The following is a 15913-nucleotide window of genomic DNA, read 5'->3' as shown; positions in this document are numbered from 1 at the left end:
AGACAACGAAAGCCAGTGTCCTTGCCGGAAAGTTCACGCCACTTGCGGGGCTGGAAACGGGGCGAGTTTCCGACACCGAAAGGTCGTGGTCCGTTCAACTCGTTCCTCCGCCGAGAGGAACTACGGGAGACGCCTTTTATGGATGCCGTCATCAAGAAACTCATGCCCCAGTCAGCCTATATGGAGAAGCCGGTTACCGACCGGCCGAGCGAAGCTGAAGTCGAGGCCGCCGTGCGCACGCTTTTGCGCTGGACCGGCGACAATCCGGACCGCGAAGGGCTGGTCGACACGCCGAAGCGGGTGGCCAAGTCCTTTCGCGAAATGTTCGGCGGCTACGACATGTGCCCGGCGGAAGAGCTTGGCCGCACCTTCGAGGAGGTGGCCGGCTATGACGACCTGGTCATCGTCAAGGACATCCAGTTCCACTCGCATTGCGAACACCACATGGTGCCGATCATCGGCAAGGCGCATGTCGGCTACCTGCCGGACGGCAAGGTCGTCGGCCTGTCCAAGATCGCGCGCGTGGTCGATATCTTTGCCCACCGCCTGCAGACCCAGGAGGCCCTGACGGCACAGATCGCCGGCGTCATCCAGGATGTGCTCAATCCGCGCGGCGTTGCCGTCATGATCGAGGCCGAGCACATGTGCATGGCCATGCGCGGCATCCGCAAGCAGGGTTCAACCACCCTCACCTCGACCTTCACCGGCGTCTTCAAGGATACGCCAGAAGAGCAGGTTCGTTTCGTCACGATGGTGCGCGGCGGCGGGGTGTAAGCCCTCGCAGACATCGCCAGACCATGATCCCGAAAAGTGGAGACCGGTTTTCGGACAAGATCATGGTCAAACAGGAAAATAGACCGGCGATGTCGGCACTGGAATTTCCCAAAGCTTCGTCAGACAAGAAAGCGCTCGAGGAAGGCGCGGTGTTTTCACCGCGCTTCGATGCAGCTGGCCTCGTCACGGTCGTCGTCACCGATGCCGAGGACGGCGTGCTGCTGATGGTTGCGCACATGAATGCGCAAGCGTTGGCGCTGACGCTGGAGACCGGCATCGCCCACTACTGGTCGCGCTCGCGCAAAGCGTTGTGGAAAAAGGGCGAAACCTCGGGTAATTTTCAGCATGTCGTCGAGATGCGCACTGATTGCGATCAGGATGCATTGTGGCTGCGCGTCAAAGTGTTGGGCCACGACGCAACCTGTCACACCGGCCGACGTTCATGCTTTTATCGGACGGTGGGCCTGGTTGACGGCAAGGGGACGCTTGCCGACGACGGCAGCAAGCCGCTGTTCGATGCGGAAAACATCTATCGGAAACCCTCAGCTTGAACCTCCTGCCTGACACCAACGACATAGATTCATCATTTCGATACGGCCCGCCTGTATATTAGCCGTGGGACAAGGGAGATCATGATGCTCGAGTGGGCGTCATTGCGTAACAGACCAGATGTCAGGGAGGCCAATGGCCTGTCCTCGTCAGGCGGCGCATCCGAAACAACACCGCCAGGGAAAACCGGCATTTCGCTCGCCTTGGGCGGCGGTTGCGCCAGAGGCTGGGCACATATTGGCGTGCTGCGCGCACTTGACGAAGCCGGCATCGAAGTCTCGATGATCGCCGGCACCTCGATCGGCGCGCTGGTCGGCGGCTGCTACCTTGCCGGCAAACTGGACGAACTGGAAGAATTCGCTCGCAGCCTGACCAAGCGGCGCATCTTCGGCCTGCTCGACCTCAACCTGCGCGGCAGCGGCCTGTTCGGCGGCATGAAGCTCGACGCCCGGCTGCGCGAGCATATGGCCGGCATTCGTTTCGAGGACCTGGCCAAGCCGTTCGTCGCAGTCACTTCCGAAATCCGCACCGGTCACGAAATCTGGCTGTCGAGCGGCTCATTGATCACCGCCATGCGCGCCTCCTATGCGCTGCCCGGCGTGTTCGAGCCGGTGAATTGCAATGGCCGCGTGCTGGTCGACGGTGCGCTGGTCAACCCGGTTCCAGTCTCGGTCTGCCGCGCCTATGAGCAGCCACTCGTGGTGGCAGTCAACCTTCACTATGATCTGTTCGGCCGCGCCGCCGTCATCAAGCACAGCGCCGGCGAACTGGTCGTCGAAAAGGACGCGCCGCGGACCGGCCACATCGACGCCCAGCACCAGTCGCATCAGACGCGGCTCGGCATCACCGGCGTCATGGTCGAGGCCTTCAACATCATCCAGGACCGCATTTCCCGCGCCCGGCTTGCCGGCGATCCGCCCGACATGTCACTGCAGCCGAAGCTTAGCCATATCGGCCTGACCGAATTCCACCGCGCCGACGAGGCGATCAATCTCGGCTATCAGGCGACGATGGCGCAGATCGGCGAACTGACCAGGCTGCAGTCCGTTCTCGCCTAGGCCTATCTGCCGTTCGCCGCAGCAGGGCCATCGTTATGCGCCGGCCAGCGTTGCCTCGGCCGCGACTACGCACGCGCCGCATCGGAGATGCGAAACTGCACCGTGCGGTTGCCGTTCCAGTGATTGCCCGACAGCGAGCCGGCGACATGGATTGTCTTGCCCCGGTTCTTGAACAGGAATTCGCCAAGCGCGGTATCGACCGCGCGAAACGCGATCGCCTGGATGCGGCCGCCGCTTTCCGACTGCAGCTCGATGCGGATGTGGTTGGTGCCAACCGGCCGTGCATCGGCCAGCCGATGACGCGGCAGCACGAAGACCGGTGCTGCATGCCCGGCGCCGAAGGGTCCGGCCTTCTCCAGCGCGTCGAGCAAGCCAAGCGTCGCCCCTTCGGCGGCAAGCGCACCGTCGATCGCCAGGCTTTCCTCGCCTTGCAGGCGGAACACATCGGCCGCCGCCCGCTCTTCGAAAAACGCCCTGAGCTCACCAAGCTTCGCCCGCTCCACCGTGATGCCGGCCGCCATGCCGTGGCCGCCGCCCTTGACGATCAGACCGGCATCGGCCGCTTCGCGCACCAGCCGACCAAGGTCGAAACCCGACACCGAGCGGCCCGAACCGGTGCCGATGCCATTGGCGTTGAAGGCGATGGCGAAGGCCGGCCGGCGAGCGTGATCCTTCAGCCGTGAAGCGAGCAGGCCGACAATGCCCGGATGCCAGTTGCTGCTGGCGGTGACGACGATCGCCGGACCATTGCCGCCGGCAAGCTCGGCATCCGCCTCGGCGCGCGCCGCCGCCAGCATCTCCTGCTCCATCAGCTGCCGCTCCTGGTTGAGGCGGTCGAGCGTCTCGGCAATGGTGCGCGCCTCGACCGGGTCGTCGGTCGCAAGCAGGCGGCTGCCAAGTGCGGCATCGCCGATGCGCCCGCCGGCATTGATGCGCGGGCCGATCAGATAGGCGAGATGGAAGGTGCTGACCGGCTCGCCGATGCGCGACACCCGCGCCAGTGCGGCGAGCCCTTCGTTCTTCTGCTGGCGCGCCATCTGCAGCCCCTTGACCACGAAGGCGCGGTTGACGCCGGTAAGCGGCACTACGTCGCAGACAGTGGCGAGTGCGACGAGATCGAGCAGGGAAAGCAGGTCCGGCGGCGTGGCATCGACTATGCGCCCGCGCAGGAACTTGGCCGTCTGCACAAGGGCGAGAAAGACCACGCCGGCGGCGCAGAGATGGCCCTGCCCGGAAAGATCGTCGTCGCGGTTCGGATTGACGACGGCAATTGCCGCCGGCAAAGCACCGCCGACCTGGTGGTGATCGAGCACGACGACATCGGCGCCGACCGCATTGGCGGCATCGATGGAAACGGCGCTGTTGGTGCCGCAATCGACAGTGACGATCAGTGTCGCGCCGCGCGAAACGAGTTCGCGCATGGCTTCCGGATTGGGACCATAGCCCTCGAAAATACGGTCCGGAATGTAGATTTCCGACGGCACCGAGAAATGCGCCAGGAACCGCTTCAGCAAGGCCGACGAGGCGGCGCCGTCGACGTCATAGTCGCCGAAGATCGCCACCTTTTCCCTGGCCATCACGGCAGCGGCGATGCGGGCGGCCGCCTTGTCCATGTCGGTCAGCGATGCCGGATCCGGTAGAAGGTCGCGGATCGTCGGGTCGAGAAACCGCTCGGTCTGCTCGGCGGCGACGCCGCGACCAGCAAGCACCCGCGCGACGATGTCAGGCACGCCGTGGCCTTGCGCGATGGCGAGCGCAATCATGTCCTGCCGTTCGGTCAGCCGGTGCTCCCAGGAAACCCCGGTAGCCGACTGCCTGACATCGAGGAAGAGGCGTTTCTCGCCGGTCATGCGGTTTGCCAACTCATAATTGGCCGCAGGATAATGCATGTCGCCCCAAAAGTGTGCAGCGGTTTTGGGACAACGACATGCACAAACAACAGCTTCAAGCGCGTCGCGTGAGCGCGACGCGCTTTAGGCCAAAGGCAGGCAAAACCAAGCGGTTCGCGGTGATGCCCCGTCGCGGGAGATTTCAAGAAAACGATGCTTTCCGCTTTTCAGCCTGGCGCCGAAGCCATTCGTCGACCGCATCGCCCATCGTCTTCTCCGCACCGTCCTTGAGCCAGGCCATGAAAGGCCGGTCGAACCTGAACGCACCGCCGCATTCGCGGGTGAAGAAGCGGCGCACGTTCTGGGTGTTGCGATAGGATTTCGTAATGGCGGTGGCGCGCGAAATCGGATCCGCGTGCCAGTCGAACGGGTTCATCGTCAAATCCTTGCGGCCGGCATCATCCGATGCAGCCACAGGGCTAACAACTGCGATGCCGGTCCGCAAGCACCCCGAGCCAATAACAGATCCTAGAACTTGTCCAGATCCTGATGGCGCGCCTTTATCTCGCGCACCGTTCGCGACGACGAGCGCAGCACGATCGTGTGGGTGGTGATGGTGTTGCGTCCGAACTTGACGCCGGCCAGCATGTTGCCGTCGGTGACACCGGTGGCCGCGAACAGCACGTCGCCGCGCGCCATGTCTTCCGCCTGATAGACCCGCTTCGGATTGGCAATACCCATCTTCGCGGCACGCGCGACCTTTTCCGGCGTATCGAGGATCAGCCGGCCCTGCATCTGGCCGCCAGTGCAGCGCAGCGCAGCCGCGGCCAACACGCCCTCCGGTGCACCGCCAGTGCCGAGATAGATGTCGATGCCGGTTTCCTCAGGGTCCGTGGTGTGGATGACACCGGCGACATCGCCGTCGCCGATCAGCCGGATCGCGGCGCCCGTGGCGCGCACGGCGTCGATCAGCTTGCTGTGGCGTGGCCGGTCGAGGATACAGGCCGTGATGTCCGATACCGCGACGCCCTTGGCGCGGGCGAGGCTCGCGATGTTCTCGGCCGGCGAGGCATCGATGTCGATGACGCCGTAGGCATAGCCCGGGCCGATGGCGATCTTGTCCATATAGACGTCGGGCGCAAACAGCAGGCTGCCCTTCTCGGCGATCGCAATGACGGCAAGCGCATTGGGCAGGTTCTTGGCGCAGATCGTCGTGCCTTCGAGCGGATCGAGCGCGATATCGACCGCCGGACCTTTGCCCGTGCCGACTTCCTCGCCGATATAGAGCATCGGCGCCTCGTCCCGCTCGCCCTCGCCGATCACCACCGTGCCCTTGATGGCAAGCCGGTTCAGCTCCTGGCGCATGGCATCGACGGCGACCTGGTCGGCGGCCTTTTCGTCGCCGCGCCCGCGCAGTCTGGCGGCCGCGACGGCGGCCCGTTCGGTGACTCGCACCAGCTCCATGGTGAGTATCCGGTCGAGGCCGGCGACAATGTTCTGGGCCACATTCATCTGGCAAATTCCTCGTTGATATGCGGCCTCCCGCCGGAGGCGGGTCTCTTTTGTCAAACGAGCATGACAACGGCAAGACCTGCCGAAAACTTTATCGAATAGCCAGCAATATCAATCGATTAAATCGCATTTCTCAAACAACGCCGGCCCGGTCGCTAAGAACCGGGCCGGCTTGAAAAGTGAAAATCTATAACCTTCGCGGCCTAAAAAACCGCAAGGTATTTGAGCAGGGAAATGATGCCGATGATGATGACGATAATCTGGGCGATCTGTCTCATCCGGGCGTCGAGAGGCAGACGCTGAACCAGATAGAGAACGAGGATGATGACGAGGAATGTGATCAGGATGCCGATCAACATGGATGAAGCCATAATGCCCTCCTGGAAATGATGTTTTGAAAACAGGGAAATGAGCGGGGCCGGCTCCATCACGACGCGATCAATACCAGCGGCGCTGCGTGTCGTTCATCGACTGGCCAATGGCCAGACCAGCCAGAAAGCCGAGCAGACCGATCACGCCGACCACGGCGGTCGTCGTGCCGGGATTGTCGCGCGCGACTTCCGACACCGCCTGGGCCTGGCTGCGCAACTGCTGTGTGGTCCGCGACGCACCGGCTGCGGCCGTTTCGTAGAAATCCGAAGCCTGCTCGCTCGCGTCATCGAGCATTTCCGCACCCCGCGCCGAAATGCTCTTGTTGATCTTGGCGATCTCCTTGCGCAGTTCAGCGATCTGCTTTTCCAGCGTCTTCTGGATGTCGTCGATGTGGGGGCTGTCGGACTTGTTGGTATCGGCCATGAAGCGGTTCCTTTGGTTACTGACCAAGAGAACGGCGACGACGCCAATTCGTTCCGGTCGGTGGTGGCTCCTTGCCATCAACCGACACGCAATACCGGCGGGATTTTTGCCCCCCGCGACCAGACGGGAGCTTATCCTGCCCGCTCGATGCGGATGACCTGCGGCTTGTCAGTCAGATGGCCATCCTTGGTGATGCCGTCGACGGCCTTGCGCACAGCGGCTTCGGTCGTCTCGTGGGTGACGAGGATCACCGTCTTCTGCGCCGCCGCCTCGCCATTGACCGCGTGCTGGACGATCGATTCCAGCGAAATGTCGTTGTCGGCCATGCGCTTGGCGATTGCGGCAAACACGCCGATGCGGTCATGCACGGTCAACCGGATGAAGTAGCCGCCGGCATGGCTGCGCATCTGCGCCTTCTTGTAGGGTTTCAGCTCCTTCGCCGGCCGGCCGAAGACCGGGCCATGCTGGAAGCCGGGCCGGCTCTTGGCGATATCGGCGATGTCGCCGATGACGGCCGAGGCGGTGGCGTTGCCGCCGGCGCCGGGGCCGGAAAGCAGCAGTTCGCCCAGTATGTCGGTCTCGATCGCCACCGCATTGGTGACGCCATGCACCTGCGCGATGACCGAGGCGGTCGGCACCATGGTCGGGTGCACGCGCTGTTCGATGCCGCTGTCTGTGCGCTGCGCGACACCCAGCAGCTTGATCCGGTAGCCGAGATCGCCGGCCGCGCGGATGTCGGCCTGGGTGATGTTGGAAATGCCTTCCATGTAGATGTCGTTGGCGGCGATCCTGGTGCCGAAGGCTAGGCTGGTCAGGATCGACAGCTTGTGCGCCGTGTCGTGGCCCTCGATGTCGAAGGTCGGATCGGCCTCGGCATAGCCGAGCCGCTGCGCGTCCTTCAGGCAGGCGTCGAACGAGATGCCCTCGGCCTCCATGCGGGTCAGGATATAGTTGCAGGTGCCGTTGAGAATACCGAACACGCGGGTGACCGAATTGCCGGCCATCGCCTCACGCATCGTCTTGATGACCGGGATGCCGCCGGCAACCGCCGCCTCGTAGTTGAGCAGCACGCCGCGCTTCTCGGCGATCTCGGCCAGCGCCACGCCATGCTTGGCCAGCAGCGCCTTGTTGGCGGTGACGACGTGACGGCCGGCTTCAAGTGCCGCCTTCACCGACGCCCGCGCCGGCCCCTCGTCGCCGCCGATCAACTCGACAAGCACATCGACATCGGCGGTCTGCGCCATCTTGACCGGATCGTCGAACCATTTTGCCGAGCTGACATCGACGCCGCGATCGCGTTTCCGGTCGCGCGCCGAGACCGCGGTGACGATGATGTCGCGTCCGCATTGCCGTGTCAGTTCCGCCGCCTTGTCGCGCAACACGCGCGCCACCGACGCGCCGACCGTGCCGAGGCCGGCAATTCCAACACGCAGTGCTTCAGCCATGGCCGGCGACGTCCTCAAAATTCGATCAAATTGTGTACGGCAAACTTACCGGTGAGCGGAAAGCGGCACCACATTGTTGGGTTGCTTTGCACTGCTCGACAGGAAGCGCTTGATGTTGCGCGCCGCCTGCCGGATCCGGTGCTCGTTCTCGACCAGCGCCACGCGCACGAAATCGTCGCCATGTTCGCCGAAGCCGACACCGGGCGCCACCGCCACGTCGGCGTGTTCGATGAGCAGCTTGGAGAATTCGAGCGAGCCGAGATGCCGGAACGGTTCCGGGATCGGCGCCCAGGCGAACATCGATGCCGCGGGTGCCGGAATGGCCCAGCCGGCGCGGCCGAAGGAGTCGACCATCACGTCGCGGCGCTTGTGATAGATGTCGCGCACCTCGGCGATGTCGGCGCCGTCGCCGTTCAGCGCGTGTGCTGCCGCCACCTGGATCGGCGTGAAGGCGCCGTAGTCGAGATAGGACTTCACCCGCGTCAGCGCCGAGATCAGCCGCTCGTTGCCGACGGCAAAGCCCATACGCCAGCCAGGCATGGAGAACGTCTTCGACATCGAGGTGAACTCGACGCAGACGTCGATGGCGCCCGGTACCTGCAGCACCGATGGCGGCGGATTGCCGTCGAAATAGATCTCAGAATAGGCAAGGTCGGACAGGATGATGATGTCGTTCTTCTTCGCAAACGCCACCACGTCCTTGTAGAAATCGAGCGAAGCGACCAGGGCCGTCGGGTTCGAAGGATAGTTGAGGATCAGCGCCAGCGGTTTCGGGATCGAGTGACGGACGCCACGCTCGAGCGCCGGAATGAAACCGTCGTCCGGCTCTACCTGCAGCGAACGGATGACGCCGCCCGACATGATGAAGCCGAAAGCGTGGATCGGATAGGTTGGATTGGGGCACAGGATCACGTCGCCCGGAGCGGTAATCGCCTGCGCCATGTTGGCGAAGCCCTCTTTCGAGCCGAGAGTCGCCACCACTTGCGTGTCGGGGTTGAGCTTCACGCCAAAGCGCCTGCCATAGTAGGCGGCCTGAGCGCGGCGCAGGCCCGGAATGCCGCGCGACGAGGAATAACGATGTGTGCGCGGATCGCGCACGACCTCGCACAATTTGTCGACGATGGCCTTGGGCGTCGGCAGGTCGGGATTGCCCATGCCGAGGTCGATAATGTCGGCGCCGCGCGAACGGGCGCTGGCCTTGAGCCGGTTGACCTGCTCGAAGACGTAAGGCGGAAGCCGGCGAACCTTGTGAAATTCTTCCATGGCAGTTCCAGACAGCGAAAGGGGGCCCAAATATCTGAGGCTTTGGGCGCGCGCTATATACTTATTTGCAGGTAGGGTCGAGGGCGGGGTCGCATTTGCCTTCGATCTGCTTCAGTGTTTCGTCGCCATGCTTTTTGGCAAGATCCGTGAGCGCCGCCTGGTCGGCCACGTCGGGGCTGGCGTTTTTTGCCCCCTGCGCGCTCTCATCCGCCTTCAATTGCGCAAGCTTGGCGTTCTTCTCGGCGTCGGTGAACTGCGGCGCCGCCACTTGCGGCTTGATGTTCAGATTCGGAAAGGTGCCGGTATCCTTCGGACCCGTGCCCGCCGCGACCGACGTCGTGCCGCTGGTGCTCGAGCATCCAGCAATCCCCAGCAGGACGATTGCCGCACCGATGCGGCAAAAACGTGCAGCACCGAAAAAAAACAGTCTCGCCAATGTTAATCGTCATATTGTTTCCTTGGCAGCCGGGGTAGAGCGAGATTGGACCCGGTCGGATGTCCCATGTTAATATGTCAAGAAAAGGCCTCGGGAGGAACCCCGCGAACCATGTCCAAAACACCCGATTCGGGCAAAGCGGAAGATGACGAGCCTTCGACCGTCGAGCAATATCTGGTGAAGGACCCGGAACGCTTCGCCCTGAACATGGCGCGCATGATCGAGCAAGCCGGCAAGGCGGCCTCCGCATGGGCCGAGCCGCGCGAAAAAGGCGACGTGCGCGATCACGTCGCCGAGCCGGTAGTCGACATGGTCAAGACCTTCTCCAAGCTCAGCGAATACTGGCTGTCTGATCCGCAGCGCGCGCTGGAAGCGCAGACGCGGCTGTTCTCCGGCTATATGTCCGTCTGGGCCAACGCCATTCAGCGTACCAGCAACGCCGCGGAAGCGACGGAGGATGCCGTCAAGCCGGAGCGTGGCGACAAGCGCTTCCTCGATCCCGAATGGGGCCGCAACGCCTTCTTCGATTTTCTCAAGCAGGCCTATCTCGTCACCTCGCGCTGGGCGGCCGACCTGGTCGAGCACGCCGATGGCCTGGACGAACACACCCGCCACAAGGCCGGCTTCTACGTGAAGCAGGTGGCCAACGCCATCTCGCCGTCGAATTTCATCCTGACCAATCCGGAACTGTTTCGCGAAACCGTCGCCTCGAACGGCGAGAACCTGGTGCGCGGCATGAAGATGCTGGCCGAGGACATCGCCGCCGGCAAGGGCGACCTGAAGCTGCGCCAGGCCGACTACTCGCCCTTCGAGATCGGCAGGAACATCGCCACCACGCCCGGCAAGGTGGTCGGCCGCAGCGATGTCGCCGAGATCATCCAGTACGATCCGGCGACCGAGACGGTGCTCAAGCGGCCGCTGCTGATCTGCCCGCCATGGATCAACAAGTTCTACATCCTTGACCTCAACCCGCAGAAATCCTTCATCCGCTGGGCGATCGAACAAGGCCACACCGTGTTCGTCATCTCCTGGATCAATCCCGACGAGCGCCACGGCACCAAGGGTTGGGAAGCCTATATCCGCGAAGGCCTGCAATACGGCCTCGACACGATCGAGAAGGCCACCGGTGAACACGACGTCAACGCGATCGGCTATTGCGTCGGCGGCACGCTGCTGGCGGCGGCACTGGCGCTGATGGCGCAAGAGGGTGACGACCGCATCAAATCGGCCACCTTCTTCACCACGCAGGTCGACTTCACCCATGCCGGCGACCTGAAAGTGTTCGTCGACGAGGAGCAGGTCGCGGCGGTGGAAAAGTCGATGAGCGAAAAGGGCTACCTCGACGGCACCAAGATGGCGACCGCCTTCAACATGCTGCGCTCCGGCGACCTGATCTGGCCCTATGTCATCAACAACTACATGCGCGGCAAGGATCCGCTGCCCTTCGACCTGCTCTACTGGAATGCCGATTCGACCCGCATGGGCGCGGCCAATCATTCTTTCTACCTGCGCAACTGCTACCTTGAGAACAACCTGTCGCAAGGCATGATGGAACTGGCGGGTCACACAGTCTCGCTCGGGGATATCACCATCCCGATCTACAACCTCGCCTCCAAGGAAGATCACATCGCGCCGGCACTTTCTGTGTTCCTCGGCTCGAAATATTTCGGCGGCAAGGTCGACTACGTGATGGCGGGATCGGGCCATATCGCCGGGGTCGTCAATCCACCGGCATCCAACAAGTACCAGTACTGGACCGGGGGGAAGCCGACGGGCGACTTCGGCCAGTGGATAGCCAAGGCCACCGACCATCCCGGATCCTGGTGGCCGCACTGGCAAAACTGGATAGAGGCCAAGGACAACACCCGCGTGCCGGCCCGCAAACCCGGCAAGCATATGAAAACCTTGGGAGATGCTCCCGGCACCTATGTGAAAGTGCGTGTGTAACGGACTGTAATGTCTGGTGAGTTGACGGGCCGGTAAAAGCGGGCGAAATGGTATCGTCAACCATCAAGCAGCCGTAATTCGGCAATCTCTGCAAAAATACTTTCAGGCTTGCGGATTTGACACAGGTCTCGTTTCCGGATCGGAGACAAAGGTCACCTCGACGCTGTCGTCAGTGCTGCACCGAGGATATACCGACCGGACATCGAGGGGGAATTTGAGTTTGAAACCAGCAGGTTGGAGCCTCGCAAAGGGAGAACGGCGCGCCATCGTGGCAGCGCTCTGCTCCGTGCTTCTGGCTTCCTGCACCTCAGCCGGCGACCCCACAATGTCGGTTGGAATGCCCGGCTATAATGCCACGGCGTCGGACATAAGCGCTGCCTCGAGTGGCACGTCGACCGCTGTCGTCGATTCGACGCAGACCACGACCGAGCAGACGACCGTGATGACGGCAAGCGATACGGCGCTTCCCGAGAAGGTCGCCTACGTGCCGATAGCCAACCCGCAGGCCGCCTTTCCGCTGACCACGCCGGCAGGCACCGAGACGATCGCCGGGAACACCCCGCAATCCCTGCAGCAGCCTGCGCAGACGGCACAGCAGACCGACGCGGTTGCCCAACAGATTGCCGCGGCCGATGCCGGCGTGAACGCGCCGAAGTCGGCAGCTGCTCCGGCGATGGACAATCCGGTCTATGTGACGGCAGGCGAGATGCCGCAGGCCGACGCGCCGAAGAAAAAGGGCTTCCTGGCCTCGATGTTTGGCGCCACGCCCGCGTCGGCAGCACCGGCGCCGCTTATCAACACAAGGTCGGGCGAGCCGCCTGCGGCGCAAGCCAAGCCGGAGCCAGCAGCGGCAAAACCGATCATCACGCTGGCCTCGGTCAATTCCACGGCAAAACCGGTGCAGTTGGCTTCGATCGGCGGCGATACCGGCCACATAACCGGTAGCGATGCGCTGCCCGGCGTGCGCCAGACAGCCCTGTTCGAAATCAAGCGCAAATCCGGTCTCGACGACGAAAGCGACGTCGACCTCAACGAGGACGAGGGCCCAATCGGCGGCTCCTATCAGGTTGCGTCCGCCGCCGGCCTTGCCCGGCTGGCGCCCAACGGGTTGCTCAAGCAGAACGAGAGCGTCGATGTGGCTTGCCTGAAGCCGTCGCTGGTTCGGGTGCTGAAGACGATCGAAGGCCATTACGGCCGCAAGATGGTGGTGACCTCGGGCTATCGCGACCCGGCCCGCAACCGCCGCGCCAACGGCGCCAAGAATTCGCTGCATATGTATTGCGCCGCCGCCGACATCCAGGTCCCCGGCGTTTCGAAATGGGAGCTGGCGAGCTACATCAGGACCATGCCGGGCCGCGGCGGCGTCGGCACCTACTGCCACACCGAATCCGTGCACGTCGACGTCGGCCCCGAGCGCGACTGGAACTGGCGCTGCCGTAGGCGCAGCGGCGGTGGCGACGGCTAGTTCTCCCTTGCTCCGCCCAGATCTGCAGGCCTGCCGCGCGGCATGACTGGCGGCATTCCGGAACCTTGCCAGCCTTGGCGAAATCGCTATTTGAAAAGGCTGGAAAAAAGTTGTCCAAGACGGCACCTGACGGGTTGCCGGTTGCGCACAACGCCAGTATAAGCCGCTTCGTCTGAGCGCGCCCATCGTCTAGCGGTTAGGACACCGCCCTTTCACGGCGGTAACAGGGGTTCGATTCCCCTTGGGCGTACCAGAGATTTCAAGCACCTGCTGTCGTTTTGGTCGGATATGTCGAATATCCGTTGAATACACTTCTGCGAACAGCGGCGACAGCGGGCATCCGATCCTGGCTTTGGCGCGCGGCCAGTGATGCCGTCGCGCTTGATGGCGGCAAAGGCGTGGCTGACAGCGCCGACCCAAGTCTTCCTTCATGAATCGAATCTATATAGTCGAATTCGGTGACTATCGGCGGAGGGCTGCTGTTGACACGCAGCAACAAAACTATCGCCATTGTTGCCGCCGCTGCTCTTGCTGTCTGGTTCCTGGGTCCGAGACTGCTTGGATTCAGACGCTGGGAATGGCATCAGAAGCTCGTACTTGAGGTCGACACTCCGGCAGGCACCAAAACAGGCGGCAGTACCGTTGCAATTTACGCCGACACGGAGCCGAAATGGATCCCGATTTCAGCGGCGGGCGGTATTCATAGCGAGGTCCGAGGGGAAGCTTCCTTCGTGGAGGTCTCGCCCGGCAGATATCTCTTTGCGATTCGCGCTCAAGATGAGACTGAGCGCGCGGTCGTTTCCTTCCATTTCCAGAAGGGCGCCACCAATTTTCAGATTTTCAGTGCATTGGACACTGAGCGCGGGACAGGCTTCGTACCGTATATTTATTACCCACAACTCGTGACTTTTGTTGATCTTTCCGACCCAAATTCAGTGAAAGAGGTCGACCCTCGTCACCTCGAGGCGACTTTTGGCCCTGGTGTCTCCCTTAAGTGCATCGCATTGCAGGTTACCAACGAACGAGTGACAGACGGTCCGGTAGAAAAAATCTTGAAGTGGTTGCCTGACTATTGCGGAATTCTCTTCGACCGGAGTCGATATGAGAGCTTGTCTGCCACCAACAGGCTTGCCAATTCGTTGAGTTCTGGAGCGTTCAAAGTGCCCTGCAAATAATGAAGCGCCCGGCAACACAATGGGTCAAGTTGGGCCTGGTTGACACCGGCGTTGACGGCAACCGCGTCTTCGGCGGCCTGCCGCCACCGTGTCCCTGACTTCAGATGATCCCTGCCAAAGCCCACACCAGGCAGACCACATGCCTAGCTGCCGACCAGCGGCACGGTAACGGTGGTCGCGTAGTTGATCGGGTAGGAGCTGAGGTAGGGGAAGTCGATGACGAAGGCATAGGTGGCAGTCAGATGCGCCATGCGGAAGCCACCGCTTGCCGGATCGATGGCGATCGTGACATTCACATCCTTCAAACCCAAGGCCTGCAATTTCTGTGTGGCGATCGATTGGATGTCGGCCTGGGTCAGCGTGTTCTGAAGCTGCAGCGAGCGTGATGATGTCTCCAACGCATAGCGAACGCTGGACACGGAGTTCATCGACCAGCCGAAGGCGAAGATCCCGAACAGCAGGATGATGAGGAAGGGCGCGATCAGCGCGAATTCCAACCCTGCCCCGCCGGATCGATCCCACCTGAACTCGCCGGCCCTAGCGAACACGGATCACCTCCTGGTGGCCAATGACACTGGGGGCGGAAAAGACCCCGAAGGTGAAGGGCGGCGTCCAGGTTGCCGATGCCTGGATCTGGACGTAGACCGATGGCACCTTCGGCCCGCTGCACAAGGTGGCAGCGCCGACCACGGTCGTCCCGCACTTGTAAATCCGGCTTAGCGTGACCTGGCCATCCGCCGGCCGCTTCTCCCAGCTCGAAATGGCAACGGCCTGGGTCGCCGTATCGTTGGTCGATCCTGCCATGATCAGATTCGCTGCGGTCTTCACGCCGGCGCGCATCGACAGCGAGCTCGTCACATACGACCAGCCGTCGATGATACCGAGCAACGCCACGCACAGGAAGGGCAGGACCATCGCGAACTCGACCGAGGCAACGCCCGCATCATCGCTCAGCATCGGAGTCGATGGGCGTTCCACCGAGGCTACTCTACCAGCGCCACGGACTGCGCCGCCGGAATGTCACGCATTCCGAGGCTCGTGCAATCCTGGTTGATGGTTGTGCTGCCGGACCATTGAATCGTATTGGCGACGACCTGGGTGCAGCCGCTGTTGCCCGAGAAGTTGCCTAGATAGTTCACTTGCTGTTTGGGGAAGTAGATGGCCCCGGTCAGCAGCGAATCCGCTGTACCATTGAATGTGCTGGATGCGCTGTAGCCGGTCCTGTCGCCGTAGAACAGCACACCGGAATAGGCGCCCGAGGTCGGCGCGCTGAGCTTCACGGAGGCGTTGCCATTCATGCTGACGGTCGAACTGCCCGACATGAAGATGGTCACACCGCTGCCGATGATGGCCGCGTTGGCGTTTATCTTGAGATCGCCCTGAACGACATAGACGCCGGGCGAGAGGGTGACATTGCCCTTCAGCGTCATGCCGCTGCAATAGGTGCCTGGGCTCAGCGTCGCCTTGTTGTCGTTCTGGCAAGGGTTCGAGGCCGCTGGGGTCGGCAGGTCGGCAAATGGATCGGCGGCAGGCAGTGCCTGGGTGATCGGGGCCGCGCAGACAGTGGTGACGGGATTGCTGAGAGAGACGCCGCCCGCCGCTATCAGGCAATCGACCTGGAGGCTCGCCGAGCCCTGGAGCTTGATGGAGTCCGTGGCGTTCGAA

17 protein-coding genes and 1 tRNA gene are annotated in these 15913 nt (G+C 62.5%); 7 read left to right on the top strand and 11 right to left on the bottom strand.

All coding sequences use genetic code 11. The annotated features are described in order from the left end of the window. The first annotated feature begins 138 nt into the window (after positions 1–138). The 3 genes from folE (at position 139) to ACFSOZ_RS29810 (ending at position 2381) form a co-directional block, all read left to right on the top strand. The gene (folE, locus tag ACFSOZ_RS29820) at positions 139–774 is read left to right on the top strand and encodes a GTP cyclohydrolase I FolE (protein ID WP_379103984.1); all 636 of its coding nucleotides are present in this window, start codon (positions 139–141) and stop codon (positions 772–774) included. 89 nt (positions 775–863) lie between these two features. Further along, positions 864–1325, top strand: coding sequence for a phosphoribosyl-AMP cyclohydrolase (gene hisI / locus ACFSOZ_RS29815; RefSeq protein WP_379104548.1), 462 nt, complete (start codon positions 864–866; stop codon positions 1323–1325). A gap of 81 nt (positions 1326–1406) precedes the next feature. Continuing rightward, a complete protein-coding gene (locus ACFSOZ_RS29810) occupies positions 1407–2381 on the top strand; it encodes a patatin family protein (protein WP_379103982.1) in 975 nt (324 codons plus the stop codon). 65 nt (positions 2382–2446) lie between these two features. On the opposite strand, the gene recJ is transcribed toward ACFSOZ_RS29810, so the two are convergent. The 8 genes from recJ to ACFSOZ_RS29770 all read right to left on the bottom strand — a co-directional run bounded on the left by recJ (position 2447) and on the right by ACFSOZ_RS29770 (position 9661). Next, the gene (gene recJ / locus ACFSOZ_RS29805; RefSeq protein ID WP_379103979.1) at positions 2447–4231 is read right to left on the bottom strand and encodes a single-stranded-DNA-specific exonuclease RecJ; all 1785 of its coding nucleotides are present in this window, start codon (positions 4229–4231) and stop codon (positions 2447–2449) included. 181 nt (positions 4232–4412) lie between these two features. Next, the gene (locus tag ACFSOZ_RS29800) at positions 4413–4646 is read right to left on the bottom strand and encodes a DUF6434 domain-containing protein (protein ID WP_379103976.1); all 234 of its coding nucleotides are present in this window, start codon (positions 4644–4646) and stop codon (positions 4413–4415) included. A gap of 92 nt (positions 4647–4738) precedes the next feature. Next, positions 4739–5722: a class II fructose-bisphosphatase gene (glpX, locus tag ACFSOZ_RS29795; RefSeq protein WP_379103973.1), complete on the bottom strand. Its 984-nt coding sequence runs from the start codon at positions 5720–5722 to the stop codon at positions 4739–4741. Between the two features lie 203 nt (positions 5723–5925). Further along, positions 5926–6093: a Thivi_2564 family membrane protein gene (locus ACFSOZ_RS29790; RefSeq protein ID WP_258593979.1), complete on the bottom strand. Its 168-nt coding sequence runs from the start codon at positions 6091–6093 to the stop codon at positions 5926–5928. Between the two features lie 67 nt (positions 6094–6160). Then, positions 6161–6517: a hypothetical protein gene (locus ACFSOZ_RS29785; RefSeq protein WP_379103971.1), complete on the bottom strand. Its 357-nt coding sequence runs from the start codon at positions 6515–6517 to the stop codon at positions 6161–6163. A 131-nt stretch (positions 6518–6648) separates the two neighbouring features. Continuing rightward, positions 6649–7962: a homoserine dehydrogenase gene (locus tag ACFSOZ_RS29780; RefSeq protein ID WP_379103969.1), complete on the bottom strand. Its 1314-nt coding sequence runs from the start codon at positions 7960–7962 to the stop codon at positions 6649–6651. 45 nt (positions 7963–8007) lie between these two features. Next, complete coding sequence (locus ACFSOZ_RS29775) at positions 8008–9225, bottom strand: LL-diaminopimelate aminotransferase (RefSeq protein ID WP_379103967.1); 1218 nt, start codon at positions 9223–9225, stop codon at positions 8008–8010. A 61-nt stretch (positions 9226–9286) separates the two neighbouring features. Then, positions 9287–9661: a hypothetical protein gene (locus ACFSOZ_RS29770; protein WP_379103965.1), complete on the bottom strand. Its 375-nt coding sequence runs from the start codon at positions 9659–9661 to the stop codon at positions 9287–9289. A gap of 111 nt (positions 9662–9772) precedes the next feature. Between ACFSOZ_RS29770 and phaC the strand changes: the two genes are divergently transcribed. From phaC to ACFSOZ_RS29750, 4 genes are all read left to right on the top strand, one after another. Next, the gene (gene phaC, locus ACFSOZ_RS29765; protein WP_379103963.1) at positions 9773–11608 is read left to right on the top strand and encodes a class I poly(R)-hydroxyalkanoic acid synthase; all 1836 of its coding nucleotides are present in this window, start codon (positions 9773–9775) and stop codon (positions 11606–11608) included. 214 nt (positions 11609–11822) lie between these two features. Next, positions 11823–13073, top strand: a complete 1251-nt coding sequence (locus ACFSOZ_RS29760; RefSeq protein ID WP_379103961.1) for a YcbK family protein — start codon at positions 11823–11825, stop codon at positions 13071–13073. 178 nt (positions 13074–13251) lie between these two features. Beyond that, a tRNA-Glu gene (locus tag ACFSOZ_RS29755) sits at positions 13252–13326 on the top strand. Positions 13327–13555: 229 nt separating this feature from the next. Next, positions 13556–14248 (top strand): hypothetical protein, encoded by a 693-nt coding sequence (locus ACFSOZ_RS29750; RefSeq protein WP_379103959.1) that lies wholly within the window; start codon positions 13556–13558, stop codon positions 14246–14248. A 143-nt stretch (positions 14249–14391) separates the two neighbouring features. Here the strand turns inward: ACFSOZ_RS29750 and ACFSOZ_RS29745 are convergent, their stop codons facing one another. From ACFSOZ_RS29745 to ACFSOZ_RS29735, 3 genes are all read right to left on the bottom strand, one after another. Beyond that, a complete protein-coding gene (locus tag ACFSOZ_RS29745; RefSeq protein ID WP_379103956.1) occupies positions 14392–14796 on the bottom strand; it encodes a TadE/TadG family type IV pilus assembly protein in 405 nt (134 codons plus the stop codon). Continuing rightward, a complete protein-coding gene (locus tag ACFSOZ_RS29740; RefSeq protein WP_379103954.1) occupies positions 14786–15205 on the bottom strand; it encodes a TadE/TadG family type IV pilus assembly protein in 420 nt (139 codons plus the stop codon). Before ACFSOZ_RS29740 ends, ACFSOZ_RS29745 begins: the two co-directional genes overlap by 11 nt. Before the next feature lie 26 nt (positions 15206–15231). Further along, a partial coding sequence (locus ACFSOZ_RS29735; protein WP_465264476.1) for a DUF7305 domain-containing protein occupies positions 15232–15913 on the bottom strand: 682 nt, incomplete at its 5' end.

Origin of the sequence: Mesorhizobium newzealandense (assembly GCF_042682145.1) — a bacterium.
Classification (GTDB): Bacteria; Pseudomonadota; Alphaproteobacteria; order Rhizobiales; family Rhizobiaceae; genus Mesorhizobium; species Mesorhizobium newzealandense.
Note: the sequence above shows the minus strand (reverse complement) of the source record. Positions and strands in the feature narration are given on the sequence as shown.

Bases quoted from the DNA above. Each gene is read 5' to 3' on its own strand.
- folE (WP_379103984.1), top strand. From the start codon at position 139: ATGGATGCCGTCATCAAGAAACTCATGCCCCAGTCAGCCTATATGGAG.
- hisI (WP_379104548.1), top strand. From the start codon at position 864: ATGTCGGCACTGGAATTTCCCAAAGCTTCGTCAGACAAGAAAGCGCTC.
- ACFSOZ_RS29810 (WP_379103982.1), top strand. From the start codon at position 1,407: ATGATGCTCGAGTGGGCGTCATTGCGTAACAGACCAGATGTCAGGGAG.
- recJ (WP_379103979.1), bottom strand. From the start codon at position 4,231: ATGACCGGCGAGAAACGCCTCTTCCTCGATGTCAGGCAGTCGGCTACC.
- ACFSOZ_RS29800 (WP_379103976.1), bottom strand. From the start codon at position 4,646: ATGAACCCGTTCGACTGGCACGCGGATCCGATTTCGCGCGCCACCGCC.
- glpX (WP_379103973.1), bottom strand. From the start codon at position 5,722: ATGAATGTGGCCCAGAACATTGTCGCCGGCCTCGACCGGATACTCACC.
- ACFSOZ_RS29790 (WP_258593979.1), bottom strand. From the start codon at position 6,093: ATGGCTTCATCCATGTTGATCGGCATCCTGATCACATTCCTCGTCATC.
- ACFSOZ_RS29785 (WP_379103971.1), bottom strand. From the start codon at position 6,517: ATGGCCGATACCAACAAGTCCGACAGCCCCCACATCGACGACATCCAG.
- ACFSOZ_RS29780 (WP_379103969.1), bottom strand. From the start codon at position 7,962: ATGGCTGAAGCACTGCGTGTTGGAATTGCCGGCCTCGGCACGGTCGGC.
- ACFSOZ_RS29775 (WP_379103967.1), bottom strand. From the start codon at position 9,225: ATGGAAGAATTTCACAAGGTTCGCCGGCTTCCGCCTTACGTCTTCGAG.
- phaC (WP_379103963.1), top strand. From the start codon at position 9,773: ATGTCCAAAACACCCGATTCGGGCAAAGCGGAAGATGACGAGCCTTCG.
- ACFSOZ_RS29740 (WP_379103954.1), bottom strand. From the start codon at position 15,205: ATGCTGAGCGATGATGCGGGCGTTGCCTCGGTCGAGTTCGCGATGGTC.